This window comes from Dactylosporangium sp. CA-152071, from assembly GCF_050936335.1.
Taxonomy (GTDB): Bacteria; Actinomycetota; Actinomycetes; order Mycobacteriales; family Micromonosporaceae; genus Dactylosporangium; species Dactylosporangium maewongense.
This window is the reverse complement of record NZ_JBNJMZ010000001.1, coordinates 15,393-41,561: the sequence shown is the minus strand read 5'-3', so window position 1 is coordinate 41,561 and position 26,169 is coordinate 15,393. Positions and strand designations below refer to the sequence as shown.

The following is a 26,169-nucleotide window of genomic DNA, read 5'->3' as shown; positions in this document are numbered from 1 at the left end:
CCGGCCGGTGTTCAACTGGGGCACCGCTGTTCAACGGTGTATCCGCTGGTCCCCGGGGCTGCCGTGACCGGCCGGACGGACGCCGTTGATCGGATCGATGGGCTTGGGCATAGTGTGCACGCCCCCGGTGCCCACCGGTGGGAATGCGGTTTCGCCGGCCGGCACCAGGACACCGGGAAGCCGATCCGGCCGGCGCTGCGGCTGATGCACGTCTCGGAGGAATCCTGATGATCCCGTTGTCGTACGCGCAGCAGCGGCTGTGGTTCATCGGGCAGCTGGAAGGCCCCAGCGCGACGTACAACGTCCCGATCACCCTCCGGCTGACCGGAGTCATCGACGCCGGGGCGCTGGACGCGGCGCTGCGCGACGTCATCGGCCGGCACGCCGTGCTGCGGACCGTGTTCCCGGTCGCCGACGGGCAGCCGCACCAGCGGATCGTCCCGCTCGAGGACCTCGACCGGACCCTGCGCGTCGTCGAGGTGGCCGCCGCGGACGTGCCGGCGGCGGTGGACGCGGCCGCCGGGCACGTGTTCGACCTCGCCGCCGAGATCCCGATCCGCGCCACGCTGATCTCGTCCGGGCCGCACGAGCACGTGCTGATGGTGGTGATGCACCACATCGCCGGCGACGGCTGGTCGAAGGCGCCGCTGGCGCGGGACCTGTCCACCGCGTACGCCGCCCGCCGCGCCGGCCGGGCCCCGGACTGGGAACCGCTGCCGGTCCAGTACGCCGATTACGCCCTCTGGCAGCGGGAGCTGCTCGGCGACGAGTCCGACCCGGACAGCCTCATCGCACGGCAGGTCGCGTACTGGCGCGAGACCCTCGAAGGGGCGCCGGAGGAGCTGACGCTGCCCGCGGACCGGCCGCGCCCGCTCGTCGCCGGCCACCGCGGCCACCAGGTCCCGGTCGAGGTGCCCGCCGACCTGCACGCGCGGCTGGCCCGCCTCGCCCGGGCGCAGGGCGTCACCATGTTCATGCTGCTGCAGGGCTCCCTGGCGGTCCTGCTGTCCAAGCTCGGCGCCGGCTACGACGTCCCGACCGGCTCGGCCGTCGCCGGGCGCACCGACGAGGCGCTGCACGACCTGGTCGGGTTCTTCGTCAACACCCTCGTCATCCGGACCGACCTGACCGGCGACCCGACGTTCGAGCAGATCCTCGCCCGGGTCCGCACCACGAGCCTGGGCGCGTTCGCGCACCAGGACGTCCCGTTCGAACGGCTCGTCGAGGAGCTGGCCCCGGCCCGGTCCCTGGCCCGGCACCCCCTGTTCCAGGTCATGCTGACCGTGCAGAACATCGCGAACGCCGCCCTCGACCTGCAGGGGCTGGACGCGGCCGGCGTCGCCACGGAGCACGCGACGGCGAAGTTCGACCTGGACCTGACGGTCGCTGAGATCGAGGACGCCGCGGGCGCGCCGGCCGGGCTGCGGGGCTGGGTCACCGGCTCGGCGGACCTGTTCGACGCGGCGTCGGTGGCGTCGATCGCCCGGCGCTGGGTCCGGGTCCTGGCGGCGGTCGCCGCCGACCCGGCGCTGCCGCTGTCCGCGGTGCAGGTCCTCGACCCGGCCGAGCGCGACCTGCTCCTCACCGGCTGGAACGACACCGCGACGCCGCTGCGGGCCGACCTCGTCCCCGCGCTGTTCGCCGAGCGGGTCGCGCGGACCCCGGACGCGGCCGCGGTCGTGCGCGACGGTGTCGCACTGTCCTATGTGGACCTGGACACCCGCGCGAACCGGCTCGCCCACCGGCTGGCCGCCGCCGGGGTCGGCCCCGACTCGGTCGTGGGACTGTGCCTGCCCCGCGGCGTCGACGTCGTGGTCGCGCTGCTGGCGGTGTGGAAGGCCGGCGGTGCCTACCTGCCCGTCGACCCGGCGTTCCCGGCCGAGCGGATCGGCTTCATGCTCGCCGACGCGGGCGCGGTCTGCGTCGTGTCCGACGGTCCCGTGGCGGCGCCCGGTGTACCGGTCGTGCACCCCGACGACCCGGACCTGGCCGGCCTGCCCGGCAGCGCCCCCGCGGTGCGGATCCTGCCGGACCACCTCGCGTACGTCATCTACACGTCCGGCTCCACCGGCACCCCGAAGGGCGTCGCCGTCACCCACGGCGGCCTGACCAACTACGCGCAATGGGCCGCCGCCGAGTACGGGCCGGCGGGCCGCGGCGTGGTCCTGCACTCCTCGCTCGCCTTCGACCTGACCGTGACGAGCGTCGTCGTGCCGCTCATCACCGGGTCGCCGGTCGTGGTCGCCGCCGGAGGCGGGCCCGAGGCCCTCGCCGACCTGGTCAACGCCACCGCCGGGTTCGACGTGCTCAAGGTCGTGCCGGCGCATCTGCCCCTGCTCGCCGAGCTGGTCACGGTGCCGGCGGCCGCGCGGGTCCTCGTCGTCGGCGGCGAGGCGCTGACGGCGGGCCCGGTCCGCCGGTGGCTGGACCGGGCACCGGATTCGGTGGTGGTCAACGAGTACGGTCCGACGGAGACCGTCGTCGGGTGCTGCGTGCACCGCGTGACGGCGGGACAGCCGATCGACGGCGACGTCGTGCCGATCGGCCGCCCGATCGCCAACACCCGCCTGTACGTCCTCGACGAGCGCCTGCGGCCGGTGCCGGCCGGGGTCGCCGGGGAGCTGTACATCGGCGGCGCCCAGGTCGCCCGCGGCTACGCCGGCCGGCCCGGCCTGACCGCGAACCGGTTCGTCGCCGACCCCTTCGGCAGTGGCGACAGTGGCCGGCTCTACCGGACCGGCGACGTCGTGCGCTGGACCGCCGGCGGGGACCTGGTCTACCTCGGCCGGTCCGACGAGCAGGTGAAGCTGCGCGGGTTCCGGATCGAGCCCGCCGAGATCGAGGCCGTCCTCGCCGGCCACCCGCAGGTCGGCCAGGCCACGGTCGTCGTCCGCGAGGACACCCCCGGTGACCGGCGCCTCGTCGGCTACGTCACCGGCACCGCCGACGGCGCGGCGCTGCGGGAGCACGCCGCCGCGCGGCTGCCCGAGCACATGGTGCCCGCCGTCGTCGTCGTCCTCGAGGCGCTGCCGCTGACCGCCAATGGCAAGCTCGACCGCAGGGCACTACCGAAGCCGGTCTTCGCGGGCGGCGCCGGCCGCGGACCTGCGAACGCCCGCGAGGAGATTCTCTGCCAGGCGTTCGGCGAGCTGCTCGCCCTCGACTCGGTCGGCGTCGACGACAACTTCTTCACCCTCGGCGGGCACTCCCTGCTCGCCGTCCGCCTCGTCGAGTGGCTGCGGGTCCGCGGTGTGGCCGTGTCCGTTCGGGCGCTGTTCCTCACGCCGACCCCGGCCGGGCTCGCCGCGGCGGCCGGCACGGCGGCGACCGAGGTCCCCGCCAACCTGATCCCCACCGGCGCGCCGGCCATCACCCCGGAGATGCTGCCCCTCGCGGACCTGACCCAGGCGGAGATCGACATCGTCGTCGGCACCGTCGACGGCGGCGCGGCGAACGTCGCCGACATCTACCCCCTGGCCCCGCTGCAGCAGGGCATCCTGTTCCACCACCTCCTCGCCGGCGGCGGCGAGGACGACGTGTACGTCGCGCCGACGGTCCTCGAGTTCGCCGACCGCGACCGCCTCGACCGGTTCGCGGCCGCGCTGCAGCGGGTCATCGACCGGCACGACGTGCTGCGCACCTCCGTCGTGTGGTCCGGGCTGCGCGAACCGGTCCAGGTCGTGTGGCGGTCGGCGACGCTGCCCGTCACGCAGACCGGCCCGGCGGCCGGCGCCGACGACCTCCTCGCCGCGGTCGGCCTGTCGATGGACCTGGGCCGGGCGCCGCTGCTGGACCTGCACGTCGCCGAGGCACCCGGCGGCCGCTGGCTGGGGCTGCTGCGCGGCCACCACGTCGTGCAGGACCACGTCGCCCTCGACGTCGTGCTCGGTGAGATCCAGACGGTGCTGTCCGGGCGGGCCGCGACGCTGCCGGCGCCGCGCCCGTTCCGCGACTTCGTCGCCCAGACCAGGTCCGCGGCCGCCACCGGCGACCACGACGCGTTCTTCCGCGGCCTTCTCGAGGGCGTCGACCAGCCGACCGTCGCCTACGGCGTCACCGACGTGCGCGGCGCCGGCACCGGCATGCGGCGCGCCCACGCGGAGCTCGACCCCGCCGTCTCGGCCCGGCTGCGCGACGCCGCCCGGCGGCTCGGGTCGAGTCCGGCGACGCTGCTGCACGTGGCGATGGCGCGGCTCCTCGCCGTCGTCGCCGACCGCGACGACGTCGTCTTCGGCACCGTGCTGTTCGGGCGGATGAACGCCGGCGCGGGCGCCGACCGCGCACCCGGCCTGTTCATCAACACGCTGCCGGTCCGCGTCGACACCGCCGGCCAGGACGTCGCCGGGGCCGTCGCCGCGATGCGCACCCAGCTCGCCGGACTGCTCGAACACGAGCACGCCCCGCTCACCACCGCCCAGCGGGCCAGCGCACTCCCGGCCGACGAGCCGCTGTTCACCACCCTGTTCAACTACCGGTACCAGGCCGGCGGCGACCCGGACGGCGGCGGGTTCGCCGGCATCCGCAAGCTGTACTCCCGCGACATCACCAACTACCCGCTGACCGTGTCGGTCGACGACCACCCCGCCGGGTTCGGCATCGTCGTCGACGCCGTCGGGCCGATCGAGCCCGACGCCGTCGCCGGGATGCTCCGCACCGCCGTCGGCAACCTCGTGGCGGCCCTCGACGAGAACCCCGGGCTGCCGCTGCCGGCCGTCGGCGTCCTCGCCGGACCCGACCTGGACCGCCTGCTGCGGCAGTGGAACGACACCGGGTTCGCCGCGCCGGACGCGACGGTCCCGCAACTGTTCGCCGCCCAGGTGGCACGGACCCCGGACGCGCCGGCGGTGCTGTGCGGCCCGGCCGTCGTCACGTACGCGCAGCTGGACGCCCGCGCGGACACGGTGGCGCGGGCCCTCGCCGGCGCCGGCGTCGGACCCGAGTCGGTGGTGGCGCTGTGCCTGCCGCGCGGCGCGGACATGGTCGCCGCGGTCCTCGGCGTGTGGAAGGCCGGCGGCGCCTACCTGCCCGTCGACCCGGCGTACCCGGCGGAGCGGATCGCGTTCATGCTCGCCGACGCGGCACCGGTGTGCGTGCTCACCGCGGCCGGCTTCCCCGCCCTCGACGCCGCCGCCGTCCCGGTCATCGCCGTCGACGACCTGCCGCCGACCGCCGGCGGGCCGGTGCCGGTGGCCGCGGGCCCGGGGTGCGCGGCCTACGTGATGTACACGTCCGGGTCGACCGGCGTGCCGAAGGGCGTCGTGGTCGAGCAGCGATCCGTGGCGGCGCTGGTGACCTGGGCCGCCGCCCGCTTCGGCGACCGCTTCGGGCGGGTGCTGGCGGCGACGTCGCTGAGCTTCGACGTGTCGGTGTTCGAGCTGCTGGGCCCGCTGTGCTGCGGCGGGTCGGTCCGGGTCGTCGACGACCTCCTCGCGCTCGCGGACACCGCGATCGACGACGTGACCCTGGTCAGCGCGGTGCCGTCGGCGCTGGTGCCGGTCGTCGGCTCGGTCTCCGCCGACGCGATCGTCCTGGCCGGGGAGGGTCTGTCGGCGCCGGTCCTGGACACCATCAAGACCGCCGTGCCGGGCGCGGCCGTCGCGAACATCTACGGCCCGACCGAGGCGACGGTGTACGCCACGGCATGGCACGACGACGGGACCACCCGCTCCGTCCCGCCGATCGGGCGGCCGATCGGCGGCGCCCGGGCGTACGTCCTCGACGAACGCCTCACGCCGGCGCCCGCCGGGGTCGCCGGTGAGCTGTACCTCGCCGGTTGCGGTGTCGCGCGCGGGTACGTGAACCGGCCCGGACTGACGGCCGAGCGGTTCGTCGCCGACCCGTTCGGGCCCGGACGGCTGTACCGGACCGGCGACGTCGTGCGCTGGAACGCCGACGGCGAACTCGTGTACCTCGGCCGTGCCGACCAGCAGGTGAAGATCCGCGGGTTCCGGATCGAACCCGGTGAGATCGAGGCGGTCCTGGTCGGGCACCCGCGGGTCGCCCAGGCCGCCGTCGTCGCCCGCGAGGACGTCGGTGGCGACAAGCGCCTCGTCGCCTACGTCGTGCCCGCCGACGGCGCCGCCGGGAGCACCGGCCTGCCGGCGACGCTGCGCGGGTTCGCCGCCGAGCGGCTCCCCGAGTACATGGTCCCCGCCGCCGTGGTCGTGCTCGCCGCGCTGCCGCTGTCGCCGAACGGGAAGCTGGACCGCAAGGCGCTGCCGGCCCCCGACTTCGCCGCGAACGCCGGGACCGGCCGCGGCCCCGCCGACGTCCGCGAGGCCCTGCTGTGTCTCGCCTTCGCCGAGGTCCTCGGCATCGACGCCGTCGGCGTGGACGACGACTTCTTCGCCCTCGGCGGCCACTCGCTGCTCGCGGTGCGGCTGACGAGCCGCGTCCGGGCGGTCTTCGGCGTGGAGCTGCCGCTGCGCGCCCTGTTCGAGGCGCCGACCCCGGCCGGGCTCGCGCGCCGGCTGCCGGGCGCCGCGGCGGCCCGTCCCGCGCTGGAGCCCCACCAGCGGCCCGACCGGCTGCCGCTGTCCTACGCGCAGCGCCGCCTGTGGTTCCTCGGGCAGCTCGACGGGCCGAGCCCCACGTACAACCTTCCGATGGTCCTCGGCCTCGCCGGCGACGTCGACGCGGACGCCCTCGCCGCCGCCCTGCTGGACGTGATCGGCCGGCACGAGGTGCTGCGCACCGTGTTCCCGACCGTCGACGGCGAGCCACTGCAGCGCGTGATCCCCGTCGAGGACCTCGACTGGGACCTCCATCGAGGCGACGTCGCCGACCTCGAGGCGGCGGTCGGGCACGCCTTCGACCTGGCCGTCGAGCCGCCGATCCGGGCGTGGCTGCTCACCGGCGGCGGCCGGACGGTCCTCGCCGTGGTCGTGCACCACATCGCCGGCGACGGCTGGTCCCGGGGCCCGCTCGCCGCCGACGTCTCCACGGCCTACCGGGCCCGGCTGGCCGGTCACGCCCCGGCGTGGCGGCCGCTGCCGGTGCAGTACGCCGACTACGCGCTCTGGCAGCGTGACCTGCTCGGGTCCGAGGACGACCGGGACAGTGTCATCGCCCGGCAGGTCGCCTACTGGCGCGATGCCCTCGCCGGGACCCCGGAAGAGCTGACCCTTCCCACGGACCGGCGCCGTCCGGCCGTCGCCGGGTATCGCGGGCACGTGGTCCCGGTGCGGCTCGACGCGGCCACGCACGCGCGGCTGCTCGCCGTGGCGCGGGCGGAGGGCGTGACCGTCTTCATGCTGCTGCAGGCCGGTCTCGGGGTGCTGCTGTCGAAGCTGGGTGCGGGCACGGACATCCCGATCGGCGCGGCCGTCGCTGGGCGTACCGATCAGGCCTTGGACGATCTGGTCGGGTTCTTCGTCAACACGCTCGTTGTGCGGACGGACGTCTCGGGCGATCCGACGTTCGCGGGGCTGCTCGCCCGGGTGCGGGAGACGACCCTGGCGGGGTTCGAGCACCAGGACGTGCCGTTCGAGCTGCTCGTCGAGGAGCTGGCACCGGTCCGCTCCCTCGCCCGGCACCCGCTGTTCCAGGTGATGCTGACGGTGCAGAACACCGCGGGCGCGACCCTGGACCTGCCCGGCGCCGGCGTGGACGGTCAGGGCGGACCGGCGTCCGCGGTCACGGCGGCGAAGTTCGACCTCGAGTGGAGTGTCACCGAGGCGTTCGACGGTGACGGCCGCCCGGCGGGGCTGCACGGCGTGCTGATCGGGTCGGCGGACCTGTTCGACGCCGGGTCCGTGGCGGTGCTGGGGGAGCGGTGGGCGCGGGTCCTGGCGTCGTTGCTGGCGGACCCGTCGGCGCCGGTGTCGGCGGTGAGCGTGCTGGACCCGGCGGAGCTGGACCTGGTCCTGCGGGCGTGGAACGACACCGCCGCGGACGTGCCGGCGGCAACGCTGCCCTCGCTGTTCGCGGCGCAGGCGGCTCGGACCCCGGATGCGCCGGCGTTGGTGTTCGAGGGTTCGTCGGTGTCGTACGCGGAGCTGGACCGCCGCGCGAATCGTCTGGCGCGCCGGTTGATCGCCGAGGGTGTGTGCGCGGATGCCGTGGTGGGTGTGTGCCTGCCGCGTGGGGTGGACCTGGTGGTGGCGTTGCTGGCGGTGGTGAAGGCAGGAGGGGCGTACCTGCCGATCGATCCGGATCTGCCGGCCGAGCGGGTCGCGTACATGAGCGAAGACGCCGTCTGCGTGCTGACTGACGTCACCGCTGAGGACTGGCCGGACACCGATCCCGGCGTCGAGGTGCTGCCCGCTCAGGCTGCGTACGTCATCTACACGTCCGGCTCGACCGGTCTGCCCAAGGGTGTTGTCGTGCCGCACGAGGGCATCGTGAACCGTCTGGTGTGGATGCAGTCCCGGTTCGGGCTGGCAGCGGGCGATCGGGTGTTGCACAAGACGCCGTTCGGGTTCGACGTGTCGGTGTGGGAGCTGTTCTGGCCGTTGATTCAGGGCGCGACGATGGTGATCGCGAAGCCCGGCGGTCACCGGGACCCGTCCTACATCGCGGCGCTGATCTGCGATGACCGCGTCGACACCGTCCACTTCGTCCCGTCGATGCTGGAGGCGTTCCTGGCCGATCCGGAGTCGGCGGAGTGCACCGGGCTGCGGCGGGTCATCTGCTCCGGTGAGGCCCTCGGCACCGCGGTCCGCGACCGGTTCTTCGAGGTGCTGCCGGGCGTCGGCCTGTTCAACCTGTACGGCCCGACGGAGGCGTCCGTGGACGTCACGGAGTTCGAGGTGCGGCCGGACGGTTCTTCGGTGGTGCCGATCGGCAGGCCGGTGTTCAACACCCGTGTCTACGTCCTGGACGACCGGCTCGCCCCGGTGCCGGTGGGTGTCGCCGGTGAGCTGTATCTGGCGGGTGTCCAGATCGCCCGCGGCTACGCGGGTCGGCCTGGTCTGACGGGCGAGCGGTTCGTCGCCGACCCGTACGGCAGCGGGGAGCGGCTGTACCGCACCGGTGACGTGGTCCGCTGGTCCGCCGACGGTGACGTCGTCTATCTCGGCCGGGCGGACGAGCAGGTGAAGGTCCGCGGGTTCCGGATCGAGCCCGGTGAGATCCAGGCGGTCCTGGCCGCGCACCCTGCCGTCGAGCAGGTGGCGGTGGTCGCGACCGCGGATCAGCGGCTCGTCGCCTACGTCGTCGGCGCGGCCGACGGGCTGCGGGAGTTCGCGGCGGAGCGGCTGCCCGAGTACATGGTGCCGTCGGCGTTCGTGACACTCGACGCGCTGCCGGTCACCCGCAACGGCAAGCTGGACCGCAAGGCGCTGCCGGCGCCGGAGTTCACGGCCGGGACCGGGCGCGGCCCCGCCAACGCCCGCGAGGAACTGCTCTGCCAGGCGTTCGCCGAGGTCCTCGGCGTCCGAGGTGTCGGGGTCGACGACGACTTCTTCACCCTCGGCGGCCACTCCCTGCTCGCGGTGCGGCTGGTCGAGTGGCTGCGGGTCCGCGGCGTTTCGGTGTCGGTGAAGGCGCTGTTCCTCACGCCGACCCCGGCCGGGCTCGCGGGCGTCGCTGTTCGAGCGGCCGTCACCGTGCCGGCGAACCTGATCCCCGCCGGCGCGCGGACCATCACCCCGGACATGCTGCCGCTCGTCGAGCTGAGCCAGACGCAGATCGATGCGGTCGTCGGTACCGTCGACGGCGGCGCGGCGAACGTCGCCGACATCTACCCGCTCGCCCCGCTGCAGGAAGGCCTGCTGTTCCACCACCTGCTCGCCGACGGCGGCGAAGACACCTACGTCACGCCGTTCGTCCTCGAGTTCGAGGACCGCGACCGTCTCGACGCGTTCGCCGCGGGGCTGCAGCGGGTCGTCGACCGCCACGACATCCTCCGGACGTCGTTCGTGTGGGCGGGGCTGCCGGAGCCGGTGCAGGTCGTCTGGCGCGCCGCGACGCTGCGGGTGACCGAGGTCGAGGGCACCACGGGCGCTGACGAGCTGCTGGCGGCCGTCGGGCTGACGATGGACCTGGGCCGGGCGCCGCTGCTGGACCTGCACGTCACGCGGACCGACGCCGGACACTGGCTGGGATTGTTGCGCGTGCACCACCTGGTGCAGGACCACACGGCGCTCGATGTGGTGATCGGTGAGATCGACGCGGTTCTTGCCGGGCGGGCCGACGAGCTGCCGGATCCGTTGCCGTTCCGGGACTTCGTCGCGCAGTCGCGGGCCGGGCTCGCGGATGGGCGGCACGAGGTGTACTTCCGTGAGCTGCTGGCGGGTGTCGAGGAGCCGACGGCGGCGTTCGGGGTCAGCGACGTCCGCGGGGACGGCTCGGACGTCGTGCGCGCCGGCACGGGCGTCGACCCGGCACTGACGGCACGGCTGCGGGAGGTCGCCCGGCGGCGCGGGGTCAGCCCCGCGACGGTCATGCACGTCGCCTGGTCCCGGGTCCTCGCCGTCGTCTCGGGCAGGGACGACGTCGTGTTCGGCACGGTCCTGTTCGGCCGCATGAACGCCGGCGCCGGATCCGACCGGGTGCCGGGCCTGTTCATCAACACGCTGCCGGTCCGGGTCCGCACCGGCGATCTCGACGTCACGGCGGCGGTCGACGCGATGCGGCGCCAGCTCGCCGGGCTCCTCGAACACGAGCACGCCCCGCTCGCCCTCGCCCAGCGGGTCAGCGAGGTGCCGGGCGACGCGCCGCTGTTCGCCACCCTCTTCGACTACCGGCACAACACCGGCGGCGACGCGAGATCGAGCGGATTCCAGGGCGTCCGGACGGTCCTGTTCCGCGAGCGGACCAACTACCCGCTGACCGTGACCGTGGACGACGACGGCACCCGGCTCGCGGTGACCGTCGACGCCGCCCGGCCGATCGACCCGCAGGCCGTCGCCGGCATGCTGCACACGGCCGCCGGCCAGCTCGTCGCCGCCCTGGAACGTGGCGCGCCGACGCCCCTGGCGGAGATCGGGGTGCTCGACACCGCCGAGCTCGACCGGGTGCTGCTGGAGTGGAACGACACCGCCACCGCCGGGTCGGCCGAGACACTGCCGGGGCTGTTCGCCATCCAGGTGGCCCGGGACCCCAGCGCGACCGCGGTGGTGTTCGAGGGCACGTCGGTGAGCTTCGCCGACCTCGACGCGCGGTCCGACCGGGTCGCCGGTTACCTGCAGGGTCTGGGCGTCGGTCCGGAGTCGGTCGTGGGTGTACGGCTGCCGCGGGGCGTGGACCTGGTGGTGGCGGTCCTCGGTGTGGTGAAGGCCGGTGCGGCGTTCCTGCCGATCGACCTGGATCTGCCGGCGGAGCGGGTCGGGTTCATGCTCGCCGACGCGGGTGCCCGGATCGTCCTGTCCGACGTGGACGTGCCGGCTGCCGGTTACCGGTCGATCGAGGTGCTGCCCGACAGCCCGGCGTACGTCATCTACACGTCCGGGTCGACGGGCACCCCGAAGGGTGTCGTCGTGCCGCACGCGGCGGTGGTGAACACGCTGCGGTGGCTGGCGGACGAGTACGACCTCGGCTCGTCCGACCGGATCCTGTTCAAGACGCCGGTCGGGTTCGACGTCTCCGTCTGGGAGCTGTTCCTGCCGTTGACGTTCGGCGCGACGATGGTGGTCGCCCGCCCCGACGGTCACCGTGAGCCGGACTACCTCGCCGGCCTGATCCGGGACCAGCGGGTGACGGCGGCGGAGTTCGTGCCGGCGCTGCTGCGGGCGCTCCTGGAGGAGCCGTCGACCGCGGAGTGCCGGTCGCTGCGGCACGTGCTCAGTGGCGGCGAGGAGCTGACCACCGCCGTCCGGGACCGGTTCTTCGAGGTGCTGCCGGATGCCCGGCTCCACAACACGTACGGCCCGACCGAGGCAGCGATCACCGTGACGTCGGGGGAGTGCGGACCCGGTGGGGTGGTGCCGATCGGCGGGCCGATGGCGAACGTCCGCGCCTACGTCCTCGACGACCGGCTGCAGCCCGTGCCGGTCGGTGTGGCGGGCGAGCTGTACCTGGGCGGCGCCCAACTGGCCCGCGGCTACCTGAACCGGCCGAAGCTGACCGCCGAGCGGTTCGTGGCGGACCCGTTCGGGCCCGGACGGCTGTACCGCACCGGCGACCTGGTGCGCTGGACCGACGATGGGCAACTGGTGTTCCTCGGCCGGGCCGACGAGCAGGTGAAGCTGCGCGGGTTCCGGATCGAGCTCGGTGAGATCCAGACCGTCGTGCAGCGGCACCCGGCCGTGTCCCAGGCCGTGGTACTGCTCCGCGAGGAGCGGCTCGTCGCCTACGTCGTCGGCGGCACGGACGGGCTGCGGGAGTTCGTGGCGGGGCGGCTGCCGGAGTACATGGTGCCGGCCGCGTTCGTGACCCTGGACGCGCTGCCGCTCACGGTCAACGGCAAGCTCGACCGCAAGGCGCTCCCCGCACCGCACTTCGAGGGCGGCTCCGGCCGCGGCCCGGCGAACGTCCGCGAGGAGCTGCTCTGCCAGGCGTTCGCCGACGTCCTCGGCGTCGGCGCGGTCGGCGTCGACGACAACTTCTTCACCCTCGGCGGGCACTCGCTCCTCGCCGTCCGGCTCGTCGAACGGCTCCGCGTCCAGGGCGTCCAGGTCTCCGTCCGCCGCCTGTTCGACGCGCCGACCCCCGCCGGGCTGGCCGCGACCGCCGCCGCCCCGGCCGTCGCCGTGCCGCCGAACCGGATCCCGGACGGCGCGCAACGCATCACCCCGGACATGCTGTCCCTGGTCGACCTGAGCCAGGCGGAGATCGATGCCGTCGCCGGCACCGTCGACGGCGGCGCGGCCAACATCGCCGACATCTACCCCCTCGCACCGCTGCAGGAAGGGATCCTGTTCCACCACCTCCTGGCCGACGGCGGCGACGACGTCTACGCCGTCGCCCGGGTCTTCGAACTGCCGGACAGGGCCCGCCTCGACGCGTTCACCGCAGCGCTGCAGCAGGTCGTCGACCGGCACGACGTCTTCCGTACCTCGGTGGTGTGGTCCGGGCTGCGGGAACCGGTCCAGGTCGTGTGGCGGACGGCGACCCTGCCCGTCACCGAGGTCGGCGGCACGACCGGCGCCGAGGACCTGGTGGCGGCGGTCGGGCTGGCGATGGACCTCGGCCGCGCGCCGCTCGTCGACGTGCACACCGCCGAGACGGACGGCGGCCGGTGGCTGGCGATGGTGCGCATCCACCACCTGGTGGAGGACCACACCGCGGCGCAGACCGTCTACACGGAGGTGCGGGCGATCCTCGCCGGCTGGGCCGCGGAGCTGACGGCGCCGCTGCCGTTCCGCGACTTCGTCGCCCAGGCCCGGGCCGCCCTCGCCCGCGGCGCCCACGAGGCACACTTCCGCGACGTCCTGGCGGGCGTCGACGAGCCCACCGTGGCGTTCGGGGTCACCGACGTGCGGGGCGACGGCACCGCGATCGCCATCGCGCACGCCGACCTCGACCCCGGCGTCGGCGCCCGGCTGCGGGACGTGTCCCGTCGGCTCGGCGCCAGCCCGGCCACCGTCATGCACGTCGCCTGGTCGCGGGTACTCGCCGTGATCGCGGCCCGCGACGACGTCGTCTTCGGGACGCTGCTGTTCGGCCGGATGAACGCCGGCGCCGGCGCCGACCGGGTCCCCGGCCTGTTCATCAACACCCTGCCGGTGCGGGTCCAGACCGGCGACCTCGACGCCGCCGGTGCCGTCGCCGCCATGCGCGCGCAGCTCGCCGGGCTCCTCGAACACGAACACACCCCGCTCGCCGTCGCCCAGCGGGCGAGTGGCGTGCCGGCCGACGTCCCGCTGTTCACGACGCTGTTCAACTACCGGCACAACACCCGCGGCACCGCGCAGACCGGCGAGCCCGACAGCGGCGTCACACACCTGCTGCTGCGTGAGCGGACCAGCTACCCGCTGTCGGTCGCCGTCGACGACATCGGCGACGGCTTCGGGCTGGTCGTGGAGGCCACCGCCGGGATCGACCCCGACGCCGTCCTCGCGATGCTGGCCACCGCGGTCACCGGCCTGGTGACCGCCCTCGAGTCGAGCGTGCCGACCCCGCTGCCGGCGGTGCCCGTCCTGGACGCCGTGACCGTCGACCGGGTCCTGGCCGGGTGGAACGACACGGCGGCGGCGATCCCGTCCGAAACGGTGCCGGAGCAGATCGCGGCGCAGGCGGCCAGGACCCCGGACGCGACGGCGGTGCTGTGCGACGGCGTCGCGGTGACGTACCGGGAGCTGGAGCGCCGGGCCGGGCGGCTCGCCCGGTCCCTCGCCGCGCGGGGCGTGCGGCCCGGGTCCGTGGTCGGGCTGTGCCTGCCACGCGGCGCCGACATGGTCGTGGCGATCCTCGCCGTGTGGAAGGCCGGCGGCGCCTACCTGCCGATCGACCCCGGCTACCCGGCGGACCGGATCGCCTTCATGGTCGCCGACGCCGCGCCGGTGTGCGTCCTGACCGACCGGCCGACCGCCGCGGCGCTGTCCGGGACGCTGACCGGGATCGCGTCGGTGGTGGTCCTCGACGACGACACCCCCGCCGCGGACGCGGCGCTGCCCGACCGGCTGCCGGCGGAGCGGGTCGCGTACCTCATCTACACGTCCGGGTCGACCGGGACGCCGAAGGGTGTCGCGGTGTCGCACGCGGCGCTGGCGAACTCCGCGGCGGCGTTCCGGCCGGTGTTCGGGGTCGCGTCCGGTGCCGGGGTGCTGCAGTTCGCGTCGTTCAGCTTCGACGCCTCGGTCCTCGACCTGGCGGTCACGCTGACGGCCGGCGCCCGCCTCGTCGTCGCGACGGCGGCGGAGCGCGCCGACATGGCGCTGCTGCGCGACCTCGTCGCGTCCGCCCGGGTCGAGATCACCAGCGTGGTGCCGAGCCTGCTGGAGGCGTTGACGCCGCAGGACCTGGCGTCCGTCCGCCGGCTCGTGGTCGGCGCCGAGGCGATCTCGGCGCGGCAGGCCGCGGTGTGGTCGGCCGGGCGGGACCTCGTCAACACGTACGGGCCGACCGAGGCGGCGGTGATGGTCGCCGCCGGCACCGTCGACGTGCGGCGGGCGGCCGGCGGCGCGGTCGTGCCGTTCGGGCGGCCGGCGGCCAACAGCCGGCTGTTCGTGCTCGACGACCGTCTCCAGCCGGTGCCGGCCGGTGTCCCCGGCGAGCTGTACGTCGCCGGCACACAACTGGCGCACGGGTACGTCAACCGCCCGGCCCTGACCGCGGAGCGGTTCGTCGCCGACCCGTTCGACCCGTCCGGCAGCGGCAGGCTGTACCGGACCGGCGACGTCGTCCGGTGGACCGGCGACGGTGAGCTGGCCTTCGTCGGCCGCGCCGACCAGCAGGTGAAGATCCGCGGGTTCCGGATCGAGCCGGGCGAGATCGAGGCCGTGATCGCCACGCACCCGCGGGTGGCGCAGGTCGCCGTCATCGCCCGGGAGGACGCCGCCGGGGAGAAGCGTCTCGTCGCCTACGTCGTCGGCGAGGCGGACGGGCTGCGGGAGTTCGTCGCGGAGCGGCTGCCGGAGTACATGGTGCCCGCCGCCGTCGTCGTCGTGGCCGCGCTGCCGCTGTCCCCGAACGGCAAGCTCGACCGCAAGGCCCTGCCCGCACCGGACTTCGCGGCTGTCGCCGGCAGCGGCCGGGCCCCGGCCGGCGTCCGGGAGGAGCTGCTCTGCCTGGCGTTCGCCGAGGTGCTCGGCCTCGACGCCGTCGGGGTCGACGACGACTTCTTCGCCCTCGGCGGGCACTCGCTGCTCGCCGTCCGCCTGATCAGCCGGGTCCGGGCGGTCTTCGGGGTCGAGCTGCCGCTGCGGGCGCTGTTCGACGCGCCGACGTCGGCCCGGCTGGCGTCCGGGCTGCCGGGCGCCCCGGCGGGCCGGCCGGCGCTGACGCCGCGGGAACGGCCCGAGCGGATGCCGCTGTCGCACGCGCAGCAGCGCCTCTGGTTCATCGAGCAGCTCGAAGGTCCGAGCACGACCTACAACATCGCGATGGTGCTGCACCTGAGCGGCGCCGTCGACACCGCGGCGCTCGACGCGGCGCTGCGGGACGTGATCGGCCGGCACGAGGTGCTGCGCACCGTCTACCCCGCCGTCGACGGCCGCCCCTACCAGCACGTGATCGCGCCCGCCGACCTGCGGTGGCGGCTGCACCTGGCGGACGTCGCGCCGGCGGACCGCGCCGAGGCGGTGGCGGCGGCCATGCGGCACACCTTCGACCTGGCCGCCGACCTGCCGATCCGGGCCAGCCTGGTCGGCGACGGCACCGATGAGCGGGTCCTGGTCGTCCTCGTCCACCACATCGCCGGCGACGGCTGGTCGACCGGCCCCCTCGCCAGAGACGTGTCGGCGGCGTACGCGGCACGCACCGGCGGGTCGGCGCCCACCTGGACCCCGCTGCCGGTGCAGTACGCCGACTACGCCCTGTGGCAGCGGGAGCTGCTCGGCGACCGGGACGACCCGCAGAGTCTGATGTCGCGGCAGGTGGCGTTCTGGCGGGAGGCGTTGGCGGGTGCGCCGCTGGAGCTGGCGTTGCCGTTCGACCGTCCGCGGCCGGCGGCGAGCGGCTATCAGGGGCATGCGGTCACGTTCACAGTGGCCGCCGGGACGCACGCGCGGCTGGTGGATCTCGCGCGGGCGTATGGCGTGACGTTGTTCATGGTGTTCCAGGCTGTGTTCGGGGTGGTGCTGTCGAAGTTGGGTGCGGGTCGGGATGTGCCGATCGGGACGGTGGTCGCCGGTCGTACCGATGAGGGTTTGGATGATCTGGTCGGTTTCTTCGTCAACACGCTTGTGATGCGGACGGATCTGTCGGGGGATCCGACGTTCGTGGAGTTGTTGGGCCGGGTGCGGGAGTCCGGTCTGTCGGCGTTGAGTAATCAGGACGTGCCGTTCGAGCTGCTGGTGGAGGAGCTGGCGCCGGCACGGTCGCTGTCCCGCAACCCGCTCTTCCAGGTCATGCTGGCGGTCGAGAACACCGCCGCCGCCGTCCTCGACCTGCCCGGCGTGCGCGTCGGCGGAGAAGCGGCGCCGGCGGTCGCCGGGCCGCCGCGCACGGTCACGACGACGTTCGACCTCGACCTGACCGTCGAGGAGACGACCGGCGGGCTGCGCGGCCAGCTCATCGGCTCCACCGACCTGTTCGACGCCGGGACCGTCAGCACGCTGGCGGCGCGCGTCGTGCGGGCCCTCGAAGCGGTCCTCGCCGACCCGACGGCACCGATCTCCACAGTGGACATCCTCGACGCCGGCGAACGCCGCCAGGTCCTCACCGGGTGGAACGACACCGCCGCCGGGTGGCCACCCGCCACATTGCCCGGCCTCTTCGCCGAGCAGGTCGCCCGCGACCCCGACGCGGCCGCGGTCGTCTTCGACGGCGTCGAAGTCACCTACGCCGACCTCGCCGCCCGCGCCGGCCGGGTCGCCGCGCACCTGCGCCGGCTCGGCGCCGGACCGGAGACGGTGGTGGCGGTCCAGCTGCCCCGCGGCCTCGACCTGATCGTGGCGACCCTGGGGGTGGTGCAGGCCGGCGCCGCGTTCCTGCCGATCGACCTCGACCTGCCGGCCGAACGGGTCGAGTTCATGCTCGCCGACGCCGCCGCCCGGATCGTCCTGTCCGACGTGGACGCCCCCGACGCCGACTGGCACGAGGCCGAGGTCCTGCCCGACAGCCCGGCGTACGTCATCTACACGTCCGGGTCGACAGGCACCCCCAAGGGCGTCGTCGTCACCCACGCGGCCGTCGTGAACACGCTGCGGTGGCTCGCCGCCGACTACGGGCTCGGCCCGTCCGACCGGGTCCTGTACAAGACCCCGGCGAGCTTCGACGTGTCGGTCGAGGAGCTCTTCCTGCCCCTGACGATCGGCGCCACCCTGGTGGTGGCCCGGCCCGGCGGCCACCGCGAACCCTCCTACCTCGCCGGGCTGATCCGCGACGAGGGGGTCACGTACGCGGAGTTCGTGCCGTCGCTGCTGCGCGCGATGCTCGACGAGCCGTCCACTGTGGAGTGCGGGTCGCTGCGGCACGTGCTCAGCGGTGGCGAGGAGCTGACCGCCGCGGTCCGCGACCGGTTCCTCCAGGTGCTGCCGGACGCGCGGCTGTACAACACGTACGGGCCGACCGAGACCGCCATCACGGTCACGTCGGCGGAGTGCGCCCCCGGGGACGTGGTGCCGATCGGCGGGCCGATGGCGAACGTCCGCGCGTATGTCCTGGACGATCGCCTGCGGCCGGTGCCGGTTGGTGTGGCGGGTGAGCTGTACTTGTCCGGCACGCAATTGGCGCGTGGCTATCTGAACCGGCCGAAGCTGACCGCGGAGCGGTTCGTCGCGGATCCGTTCGGGTCCGGACGGTTGTACCGTACCGGCGACCTTGTGCGGTGGACGGTCGACGGGCAGCTCGTCTTCCTCGGCCGGGTCGATGAGCAGGTGAAGCTGCGCGGGTTCCGGGTCGAGCTGGGCGAGATCCAGGCCGTGCTGCAGCGGCACCCTGGCGTCTCGCAGGCGGTGGTCCTGCTCCGCGAGGAGCGGCTCGTCGCCTACGTCGTCGGCGGCGAAGACGGCCTGCGCGAGTTCGTGGCGGGGCGGCTGCCGGAGTACATGGTGCCGGCCGCGTTCGTGACCCTGGACGAGCTGCCGCTGACCGTCAACGGCAAGCTCGACCGCAAGGCGCTGCCCGAGCCCCGGTTCGACGGCACCGCCGGGCGCCGCCCCGCCGACGTCCGCGAGGAGCTGCTCTGCCAGGCGTTCGCCGACGTCCTCGGGCTCCCGACGGCTGGCGTCGACGACGACTTCTTCGCCCTCGGCGGGCACTCGCTGCTCGCCGCGCGGCTGGCGAGCCGCGTCCGGGCCGTCCTCGGCGTCGAACTGCCGCTGCGGACCCTGTTCGAGGCGCCGACACCGGCCCGCCTCGCCGGGCGGCTGCGCGCCGGCACGGAGAGCCCCCGGCCGGCGCTCGCGCCACGGGAACGGCCGGACCTCGTCCCGCTGTCCTACGCGCAGCAGCGGCTGTGGTTCCTGTGGCAGCTGGAAGGCCCCAGCGCGACGTACAACATCACCGACGTCCTCGGCCTGACCGGCGACATCGACCCGGCGGCCCTCGACGCGGCGCTCCGCGACGTCATCGGCCGGCACGAGTCGCTGCGCACCGTGTTCCCCGCCGTCGACGGCCGGCCGCACCAGCTCGTGCTCCCCGCCGGCGACCTCGGCCGGCAGCTCCACGTCGCCGACATCGCCGCGGCCGACCTCCCGGCGGCCGTGACGGCGGCGGCACAGCACCGGTTCGACCTGGCCGCCGATGTGCCGGTCCGCGCCTGGCTGTTCAGCACCGGCACGGACGAGCACGTCCTGGTCGTCGTCGTCCACCACATCGCCGGCGACGGCTGGTCGACCCGCCCGCTCGCCGCCGACCTGTCGTCGGCGTACGCCGCCCGCACCGCCGGACAGGCGCCCGTCTGGGAGCCGCTGCCGGTCCAGTACGCGGACTACGCGCTCTGGCAGCGGGACCTCCTCGGCGACGAGGAGGACCCGGACAGCCGGATCGCCCGGCAGGTCGGCTACTGGCGGCAGGCCCTCGCCGGGCTGCCGGAAGAGCTCACCCTCCCGGCCGATCGGCCCCGCGCGGCGGCGCCGACGCACCAGGGCCATCGGGAGCCGGTGACCGTCCCGGCGGACCTGCACGCCCGGCTGCTGGACGTCGCCCGGGGCAACAGCGTCACCGTGTTCATGGTCATGCAGGCGGCGCTCGGGGTGCTGCTGGCGCGGCTCGGCGCCGGGACGGACATCCCGATCGGTGCGGCGACCGCCGGCCGCACCGACCAGGCGCTCGACGACCTCGTCGGCTTCTTCGTCAACAGCCTCGTCCTGCGGGTCGACCTGACCGGCGACCCGACCTTCACCGACGTCCTGACCAGGGTGCGGGAGACCACCCTCGCCGGGTTCGAGCACCAGGACGTGCCGTTCGAACGGCTCGTCGAGGAGCTCGCCCCGGCCCGGTCCCTGGCCCGCCACCCGCTGTTCCAGGTCATGCTGACCGTCCAGAACACCGCCGACGCCGCCCTCGACCTGCCCGGGATCGCGGTCGGCGGGCACACCGCGGACGCCGGGACCGTATCGGCGGCCCGCTTCGACCTCGACCTGAACCTCGGTGAGGCGTTCGACGCCGACGGCGCACCGGCCGGGCTGCACGGGGCGCTGACCGGGGCGGCGGACCTGTTCGACGCCGCGACGGTGACCACCATCGGCCGGCGGTGGCTGCGGGTCCTCGCCTCGGTCCTCACCGACCCGGCCGTGCGGCTGTCGGCGGTCGACGTGTGGGAGCCGGCCGAACACGACCACGTCCTGCACGCGTGGAACGACACGACGGCCGACCTCCCGCCGGCGACGCTGCCGGAGCTGTTCGCGGCGCAGGTACGGCGGACCCCGGACGCCCCCGCGGTCGTCGGCGACGGCGTGTCGCTGTCGTTCGCCGACCTCGACGCGCGGTCCAACCGGCTCGCCCGGCACCTGACCGGCCTCGGCGTCGGACCCGAGACCGTGGTCGGCGTGTCCCTGCCCCGCGGCGCGGACCTCGTCGTCGCGCTCCTTGCGGTGTCGAAGGCGGGCGGCGCGTACCTGCCGATCGACCCCGGGCTGCCGGTCGAGCGGACCCAGTTCATGCTCGCCGACGCCTACGCCACCGTCGTGCTCGACGCGTCCACGATCCCCGCCGACCCGCGGCTGCCGGACACGGCCCTGCCGGCCGTGGCCCACCCGTCGCACGCGGCGTACGTCATCTACACGTCGGGTTCGACGGGGACGCCGAAGGGCGTCGTCGTCACCCACGCGGGTCTGGCGAGCCTGGTCGCGGCGCAGGCGGAGCGGTTCGCGCTGGCGCCGGGGAGCCGGGTGCTGCAGTTCGCGTCGGCCGGGTTCGACGCGGCGACGGCGGAGATCTTCGTGTCGCTGTGTTCGGGTGCCGCGCTGGTGGTCGCACCGGCCGAGGAGCTGCTGCCGGGTGCCGGTCTGGTGGAGCTGATCGGCCGGTTCGAGGTGTCGCACGCGACGCTGCCGCCGGCGGTTCTCGCCGTGCTCGATCCGGCAGATCTGGTGTCGGTGTCGACGGTCGTGTCCGCGGGTGAGGCGCTGAGCGCCGATCTGGTCGCCCGGTGGGCGCCGGGGCGCAGGCTGGTGAACGCGTACGGTCCGACGGAGACGACGGTCTGTGCCGCCATGTCGCAGCCGTTGACGGCGGATGCGGTGCCGTCGATCGGTGGGCCGATCCTCAACGCTCAGGCCTATGTCCTCGACGACCGCCTTCAGCCGGTGCCGCCGGGGGTCGCGGGCGAGCTGTACGTGGCGGGTGCGGGTCTGGCGCGTGGGTACGCGGGCCGTGCCGGGCTGACGGCGGAGCGGTTCGTGGCGAACCCATTCGGGTCCGGACGGCTGTACCGCACGGGTGACGTGGTGCGGTGGACCGTGGACGGGAACCTCGTCTACGTCGGTCGCGCGGACGAGCAGGTGAAGATCCGCGGGTTCCGGGTCGAGCCCGGCGAGATCGAGGCGGTCCTTGCCGTCCACCCGGACGTCGACCGGGTCGCGGTGACGGTCCGCGACGGGCAGCAGCTCGTCGCCTACGTCGTCGGCGCCGCCGACTCCGCCGAACTGCGCGCGTTCGTCGCGGAACGCCTCCCCGCATACATGGTCCCCGCCCACGTCGTCGGCCTGGACGCCCTGCCGCTGACCGTCAACGGCAAGCTCGACCGGGCCGCGCTGCCCGCTCCGGACGTCACCGCCGGGCCGCGCCGCGGCCCCTCCAACGCCCGCGAGGAAGCGCTCTGCCAGGCGTTCGCCGAGGTCCTCGGCCTCGACGAGGTCGGCGTCGACGACGACTTCTTCGCCCTCGGCGGGCACTCCCTGCTCGCCGTCCGCCTGATCAGCCGGGTCCGCGCCGCCCTCGACGCCGACCTGTCGATCCGGACGCTGTTCGAAACCCCGACCGTCGCCGGTCTGGCCGCACACATGGACGACCGCAAGTCGACCCGGCCGGCACTGCGGCCGATGCGCAACTCGAAGGAGTTCTCATGATCCCGTTGTCGTACGCGCAGCAGCGTCTGTGGTTCATGGAACAGCTGGAAGGCCCGAGTTCGCTCTACACCGTCCCGGTCGTCCTGCGGCTCTCCGGCGACGTCGACCGCGCCGCCCTCGACGCGGCACTGCGCGACGTCCTCGACCGGCACGAGGTGCTGCGCACGGTGCTGCCCGCCGTCGACGGGCAGCCGTACCAGCGGATCCTCCCCGTCGAGGACACCGGCTGGGCCCTGGACGTCGCCGAGGTCGCCCCGGCGGACCTGCAGCCCGCCGTCGACGCGGCCGCCGAATGCGCGTTCGACCTCACGACGGAGCTGCCGATCCGGGCCCGGCTCATCTCCGCCGGCCGGCACGACCACGTCCTCGTCGTCGTCGTGCACCACATCGCGTGCGACGCCTGGTCGACCGGACCGCTCGCCCGCGACCTCTCCACCGCCTACACGGCCCGGCGCGCCGGCCAGGCACCCGACTGGGAGCCGCTGCCCGTCCAGTACGCCGACTACACCCTGTGGCAGCGCGAGCTCCTCGGCGACGAGTCCGACCCGGACAGCCTCATCACGCGGCAGATCGCCTACTGGCGGCAGGCGCTCGCCGGCCTGCCCGCCGAGCTCGGCCTGCCGGCGGACCGGCCGCGCCCCGCCGTGCCGACCCACCGCGGGCACGAGGTCGAGTGCCAGGTGCCCGCGGACCTGCACGCGCGCCTACGGGACGTCGTCGCCGAGCACGGCGTCACCATGTTCATGGTCGTGCAGGCGTCCCTGGCGATCGTGCTGTCGAAGCTCGGCGCGGGCACCGACATCCCGATGGGCGCCGCCACCGCCGGCCGGACCGACCAGGCGCTCGACGATCTCGTCGGCTTCTTCGTCAACAGCCTGGTGATGCGGACCGACCTGTCCGGCGACCCGACGTTCGCCGACGTGCTGGCCCGGGTGCGGGAGACGTCCCTGGCCGGGTTCGAGCACCAGGACGTGCCGTTCGACCGGCTCGTCGAGGAGCTGGCGCCGGCCCGTGTACCGTCCCGCCACCCGCTGTTCCAGGTCATGCTGACGGTCCAGAACAACGCCGGCGCCGTCCTCGACCTACCCGGCCTCGCCGTCGGCGGGCACGCGGCGGCCGCCGAGTCGGTGTCGGCCGCCCGCTTCGACCTCGACCTGAACATCGGCGAGACGGTCGACGCCGACGGCGCCCCGGCCGGGCTGCACGGCGTGCTGACCGGCTCGGCCGACCTGTTCGACGGCGCGACGGTCGCCGCGATCGGCCAGCGGTGGCTGCGGGTCCTCGAGGCGGTCCTCACCGACCCGTCGGCGCGGGTGTCGGCGGTCGACGTGTGGGACGCCGGCGAACGCGACCGGGTCCTCGGCGGGTGGAACGACACGGCGGCCGGCGTCGCGGCGGCGACGCTCCCGGAGCTGTTCGCCGCGCAGGTCGAGCGGACCCCGGACGCGCCTGCGGTCATCGTCGACGGCGGGCAGCTGTCGTTCGCGGACGTGGACGCCCGCGCGAACCGGCTCGCCCGCTACCTGACCGGCCTCGGCATCGGCACCGAGTCCGTGGTCGGCGTGTGCCTGCCCCGCGGCGCGGACCTGATCGTCGCGCTGCTCGCCGTGTCGAAGGCCGGCGGCGCGTACCTGCCGATCGACCCCGGGCTGCCGGCCGAACGCATCCGGTTCATGCTCGCCGACGCCCGCGCCGCCGTCGTCCTCGGCGAGGAGGACATCCTCGACGAGCTGCCCGCCGGCCGGGTCCGGTCGATCGCCCTCGACGACACCCGGGTCGCCGCGTCGGTCGCCCGCCTGCCCGGCGAACCCGTCGCCGTCCGGTCGGTCCCTGGGAACGCGGCCTACGTCATCTACACGTCGGGGTCGACGGGGACGCCGAAGGGCGTCGTCGTCACCCACGCGGGCCTGGCCAGCCTGGTCGCGGCGCAGGCCGAGCGGTTCGCGCTCACCCAGGGCAGCCGGGTGCTCCAGTTCGCGTCGGTCGGGTTCGACGCGGCGACCGCCGAGATGTTCGTGTCGTTGTGCTCGGGCGCCGCGCTGGTCGTCGCGCCGGCGGACGAGCTGCTGCCGGGAGCGGGTCTCACCGAGGCGATCGACCGCTTCGCGGTGTCGCACGTGACGCTGCCGCCGGCTGTCCTCGCCGTCCTCGACCCGGCCGACCTGGCGTCGGTGTCGACGGTCGTGTCCGCGGGTGAGGCGCTCAGTGCCGACCTGGTCGCCCGGTGGGCGCCGGGCCGGCGGTTCGTGAACGCGTACGGCCCGACCGAGACGACGGTGTGCGCGTCGATGTCCGGGCCGCTCGCCGCCGGTGACGTGCCGACCATCGGCGGGCCGATCCTCAACGCCCAGGCCTACGTGCTCGACGGTCACCTCCAGCCCGTCCCGCCTGGCGTCGCCGGCGAGCTGTACGTGGCGGGTGCCGGTCTGGCGCGCGGATACGCCGGCCGTGCCGGGCTGACGGCGGAGCGGTTCGTCGCGAACCCGTTCGGCGCCGGACGGCTGTACCGGACCGGTGACGTCGTGCGGTGGACCGTGGACGGGAACCTCGTCTACGTCGGTCGCGCGGACGAGCAGGTGAAGATCCGCGGGTTCCGGATCGAACCCGGCGAGATCGAGGCGGTCCTCGCCGCCCACCCGGACGTCGACCGGGTCGCGGTGACGGTCCGCGACGGCCAGCAGCTCGTCGCCTACGTCGTCGGGTCGGCCGGGCAGTTGCGGGAGTTCGCGGCGACGCGACTGCCGGAGTACATGGTGCCGTCCGCGTTCGTCGTCCTCGACGCGCTGCCGCTGACCGTCAACGGCAAGCTCGACCGCAAGGCCCTGCCCGCCCCCGACGTCACTGCCACCGGCTCACGGCGCGCCCCGGCCAACGCCCGCGAAGAAGCACTCTGCCAGGCGTTCGCCGAGGTCCTCGACGTCGACGCCGTCGGGGTCGACGACGACTTCTTCGCACTCGGCGGCCACTCGCTCCTCGCCGTCCGCCTGATCAGCCGCGTCCGCGCCGCCCTCGACATCGACCTGTCCATCCGCACCCTGTTCGAGGTCCCGACCCCCGCCGGGCTCGCCGAGCGGCTGTCCGGCGCCGGAGCGGCCCGGTCGGCCCTCGTGCCGTGGGAGCGGCCCGAACGCGTCCCGCTGTCATTCGCCCAGCAGCGGCTCTGGTTCCTCCGGCAGCTCGAAGGCCCCAGCGCCACCCACAACGTCCCGATGGTCCTCGCGCTCTCCGGCGACGTCGACGCGGCCGCGCTCGGCGCCGCGCTCCGCGACGTCCTCGGCCGGCACGAAGTGCTCCGCACTGTCTTCCCGGCCGTCGACGGGCGCCCCTATCAGCGGGTGATCCCGCTGGCGGACCTCGACTGGCAGCTCCAGCTCGCCGACGTGCCGCCCGCCGACCTCGCGGCGACCGTCGAAGCGGCCGCACAGCACGCGTTCGACCTCGCCGCGGACGTCCCGATCCGCGCGTGGCTGTTCGCCGACGGCACCGGCGAGCGGACCCTCGTCGTCGTCATGCACCACATCGCCGGCGACGGCTGGTCGATGGGGCCCCTCGCCGCCGACCTGTCGACGGCCTACCAGGCCCGCCTCGCCGGGCGGGCCCCCGCGTGGGATCCGCTGCCGGTGCAGTACGCCGACTACGCCCTCTGGCAGCGCGAGTTCCTCGGGTCCGAGGACGACCCGCACAGCGTCATCTCGCGGCAGGTGACGTACTGGCGGCAGGCCCTCGCCGACCTGCCCGAGGAGCTGACCCTCCCCGCCGACCGGCGCCGCCCCGCCGTCGCCACCCACCGCGGGCACGTCGTGCCCGTCCACCTGCCGGCCGACCTGCACGCCCGGCTCCTCGACCTCGCCCGCGCCCAGGGCGTCACCGTCTTCATGCTGCTGCAGGCCGGGCTCGGGGTGCTGCTGTCGAAGCTCGGCGTGGGGACGGACGTCCCGATCGGTGCCGCGGTTGCCGGCCGGACCGACCAGGCTCTGGACGATCTCGTGGGCTACTTCGTGAACACGCTCGTCATGCGGACGGACGTGTCCGGGGATCCGACGTTCGCGGAGTTGCTGGGCCGGGTGCGGGAGGCGTCGCTGGCCGGGTTCGAGCACCAGGACGTGCCGTTCGAGCGGCTGGTGGAGGAGCTGTCGCCGGTCCGGTCGCTCGCCCGGCACCCGCTCTTCCA

General features: G+C 74.5%; 2 protein-coding genes (1 of these 2 cut by a window edge). Both read left to right on the top strand.

Annotation, left to right across the window (positions count from 1 at the left end; all coding sequences use genetic code 11):
• The first annotated feature begins 227 nt into the window (after nt 1-227).
• Nucleotides 228-21,998 (top strand): non-ribosomal peptide synthase/polyketide synthase, encoded by a 21,771-nt coding sequence (locus ACQEVZ_RS00010; RefSeq protein ID WP_433359416.1) that lies wholly within the window; start codon nt 228-230, stop codon nt 21,996-21,998.
• On the top strand, nt 21,995-26,169 hold part of the coding region annotated (locus tag ACQEVZ_RS00005; protein WP_433359413.1) for a non-ribosomal peptide synthase/polyketide synthase (this coding region is incomplete at its 3' end). The annotated region continues 15,392 nt past the right edge of the window; 4,175 of 19,567 annotated nt are visible. The genes ACQEVZ_RS00010 and ACQEVZ_RS00005, both read left to right, overlap by 4 nt.

Excerpts from the sequence above, each read along its gene's own strand:
- ACQEVZ_RS00010 (WP_433359416.1), top strand. The coding sequence starts at position 228 with ATGATCCCGTTGTCGTACGCGCAGCAGCGGCTGTGGTTCATCGGGCAG.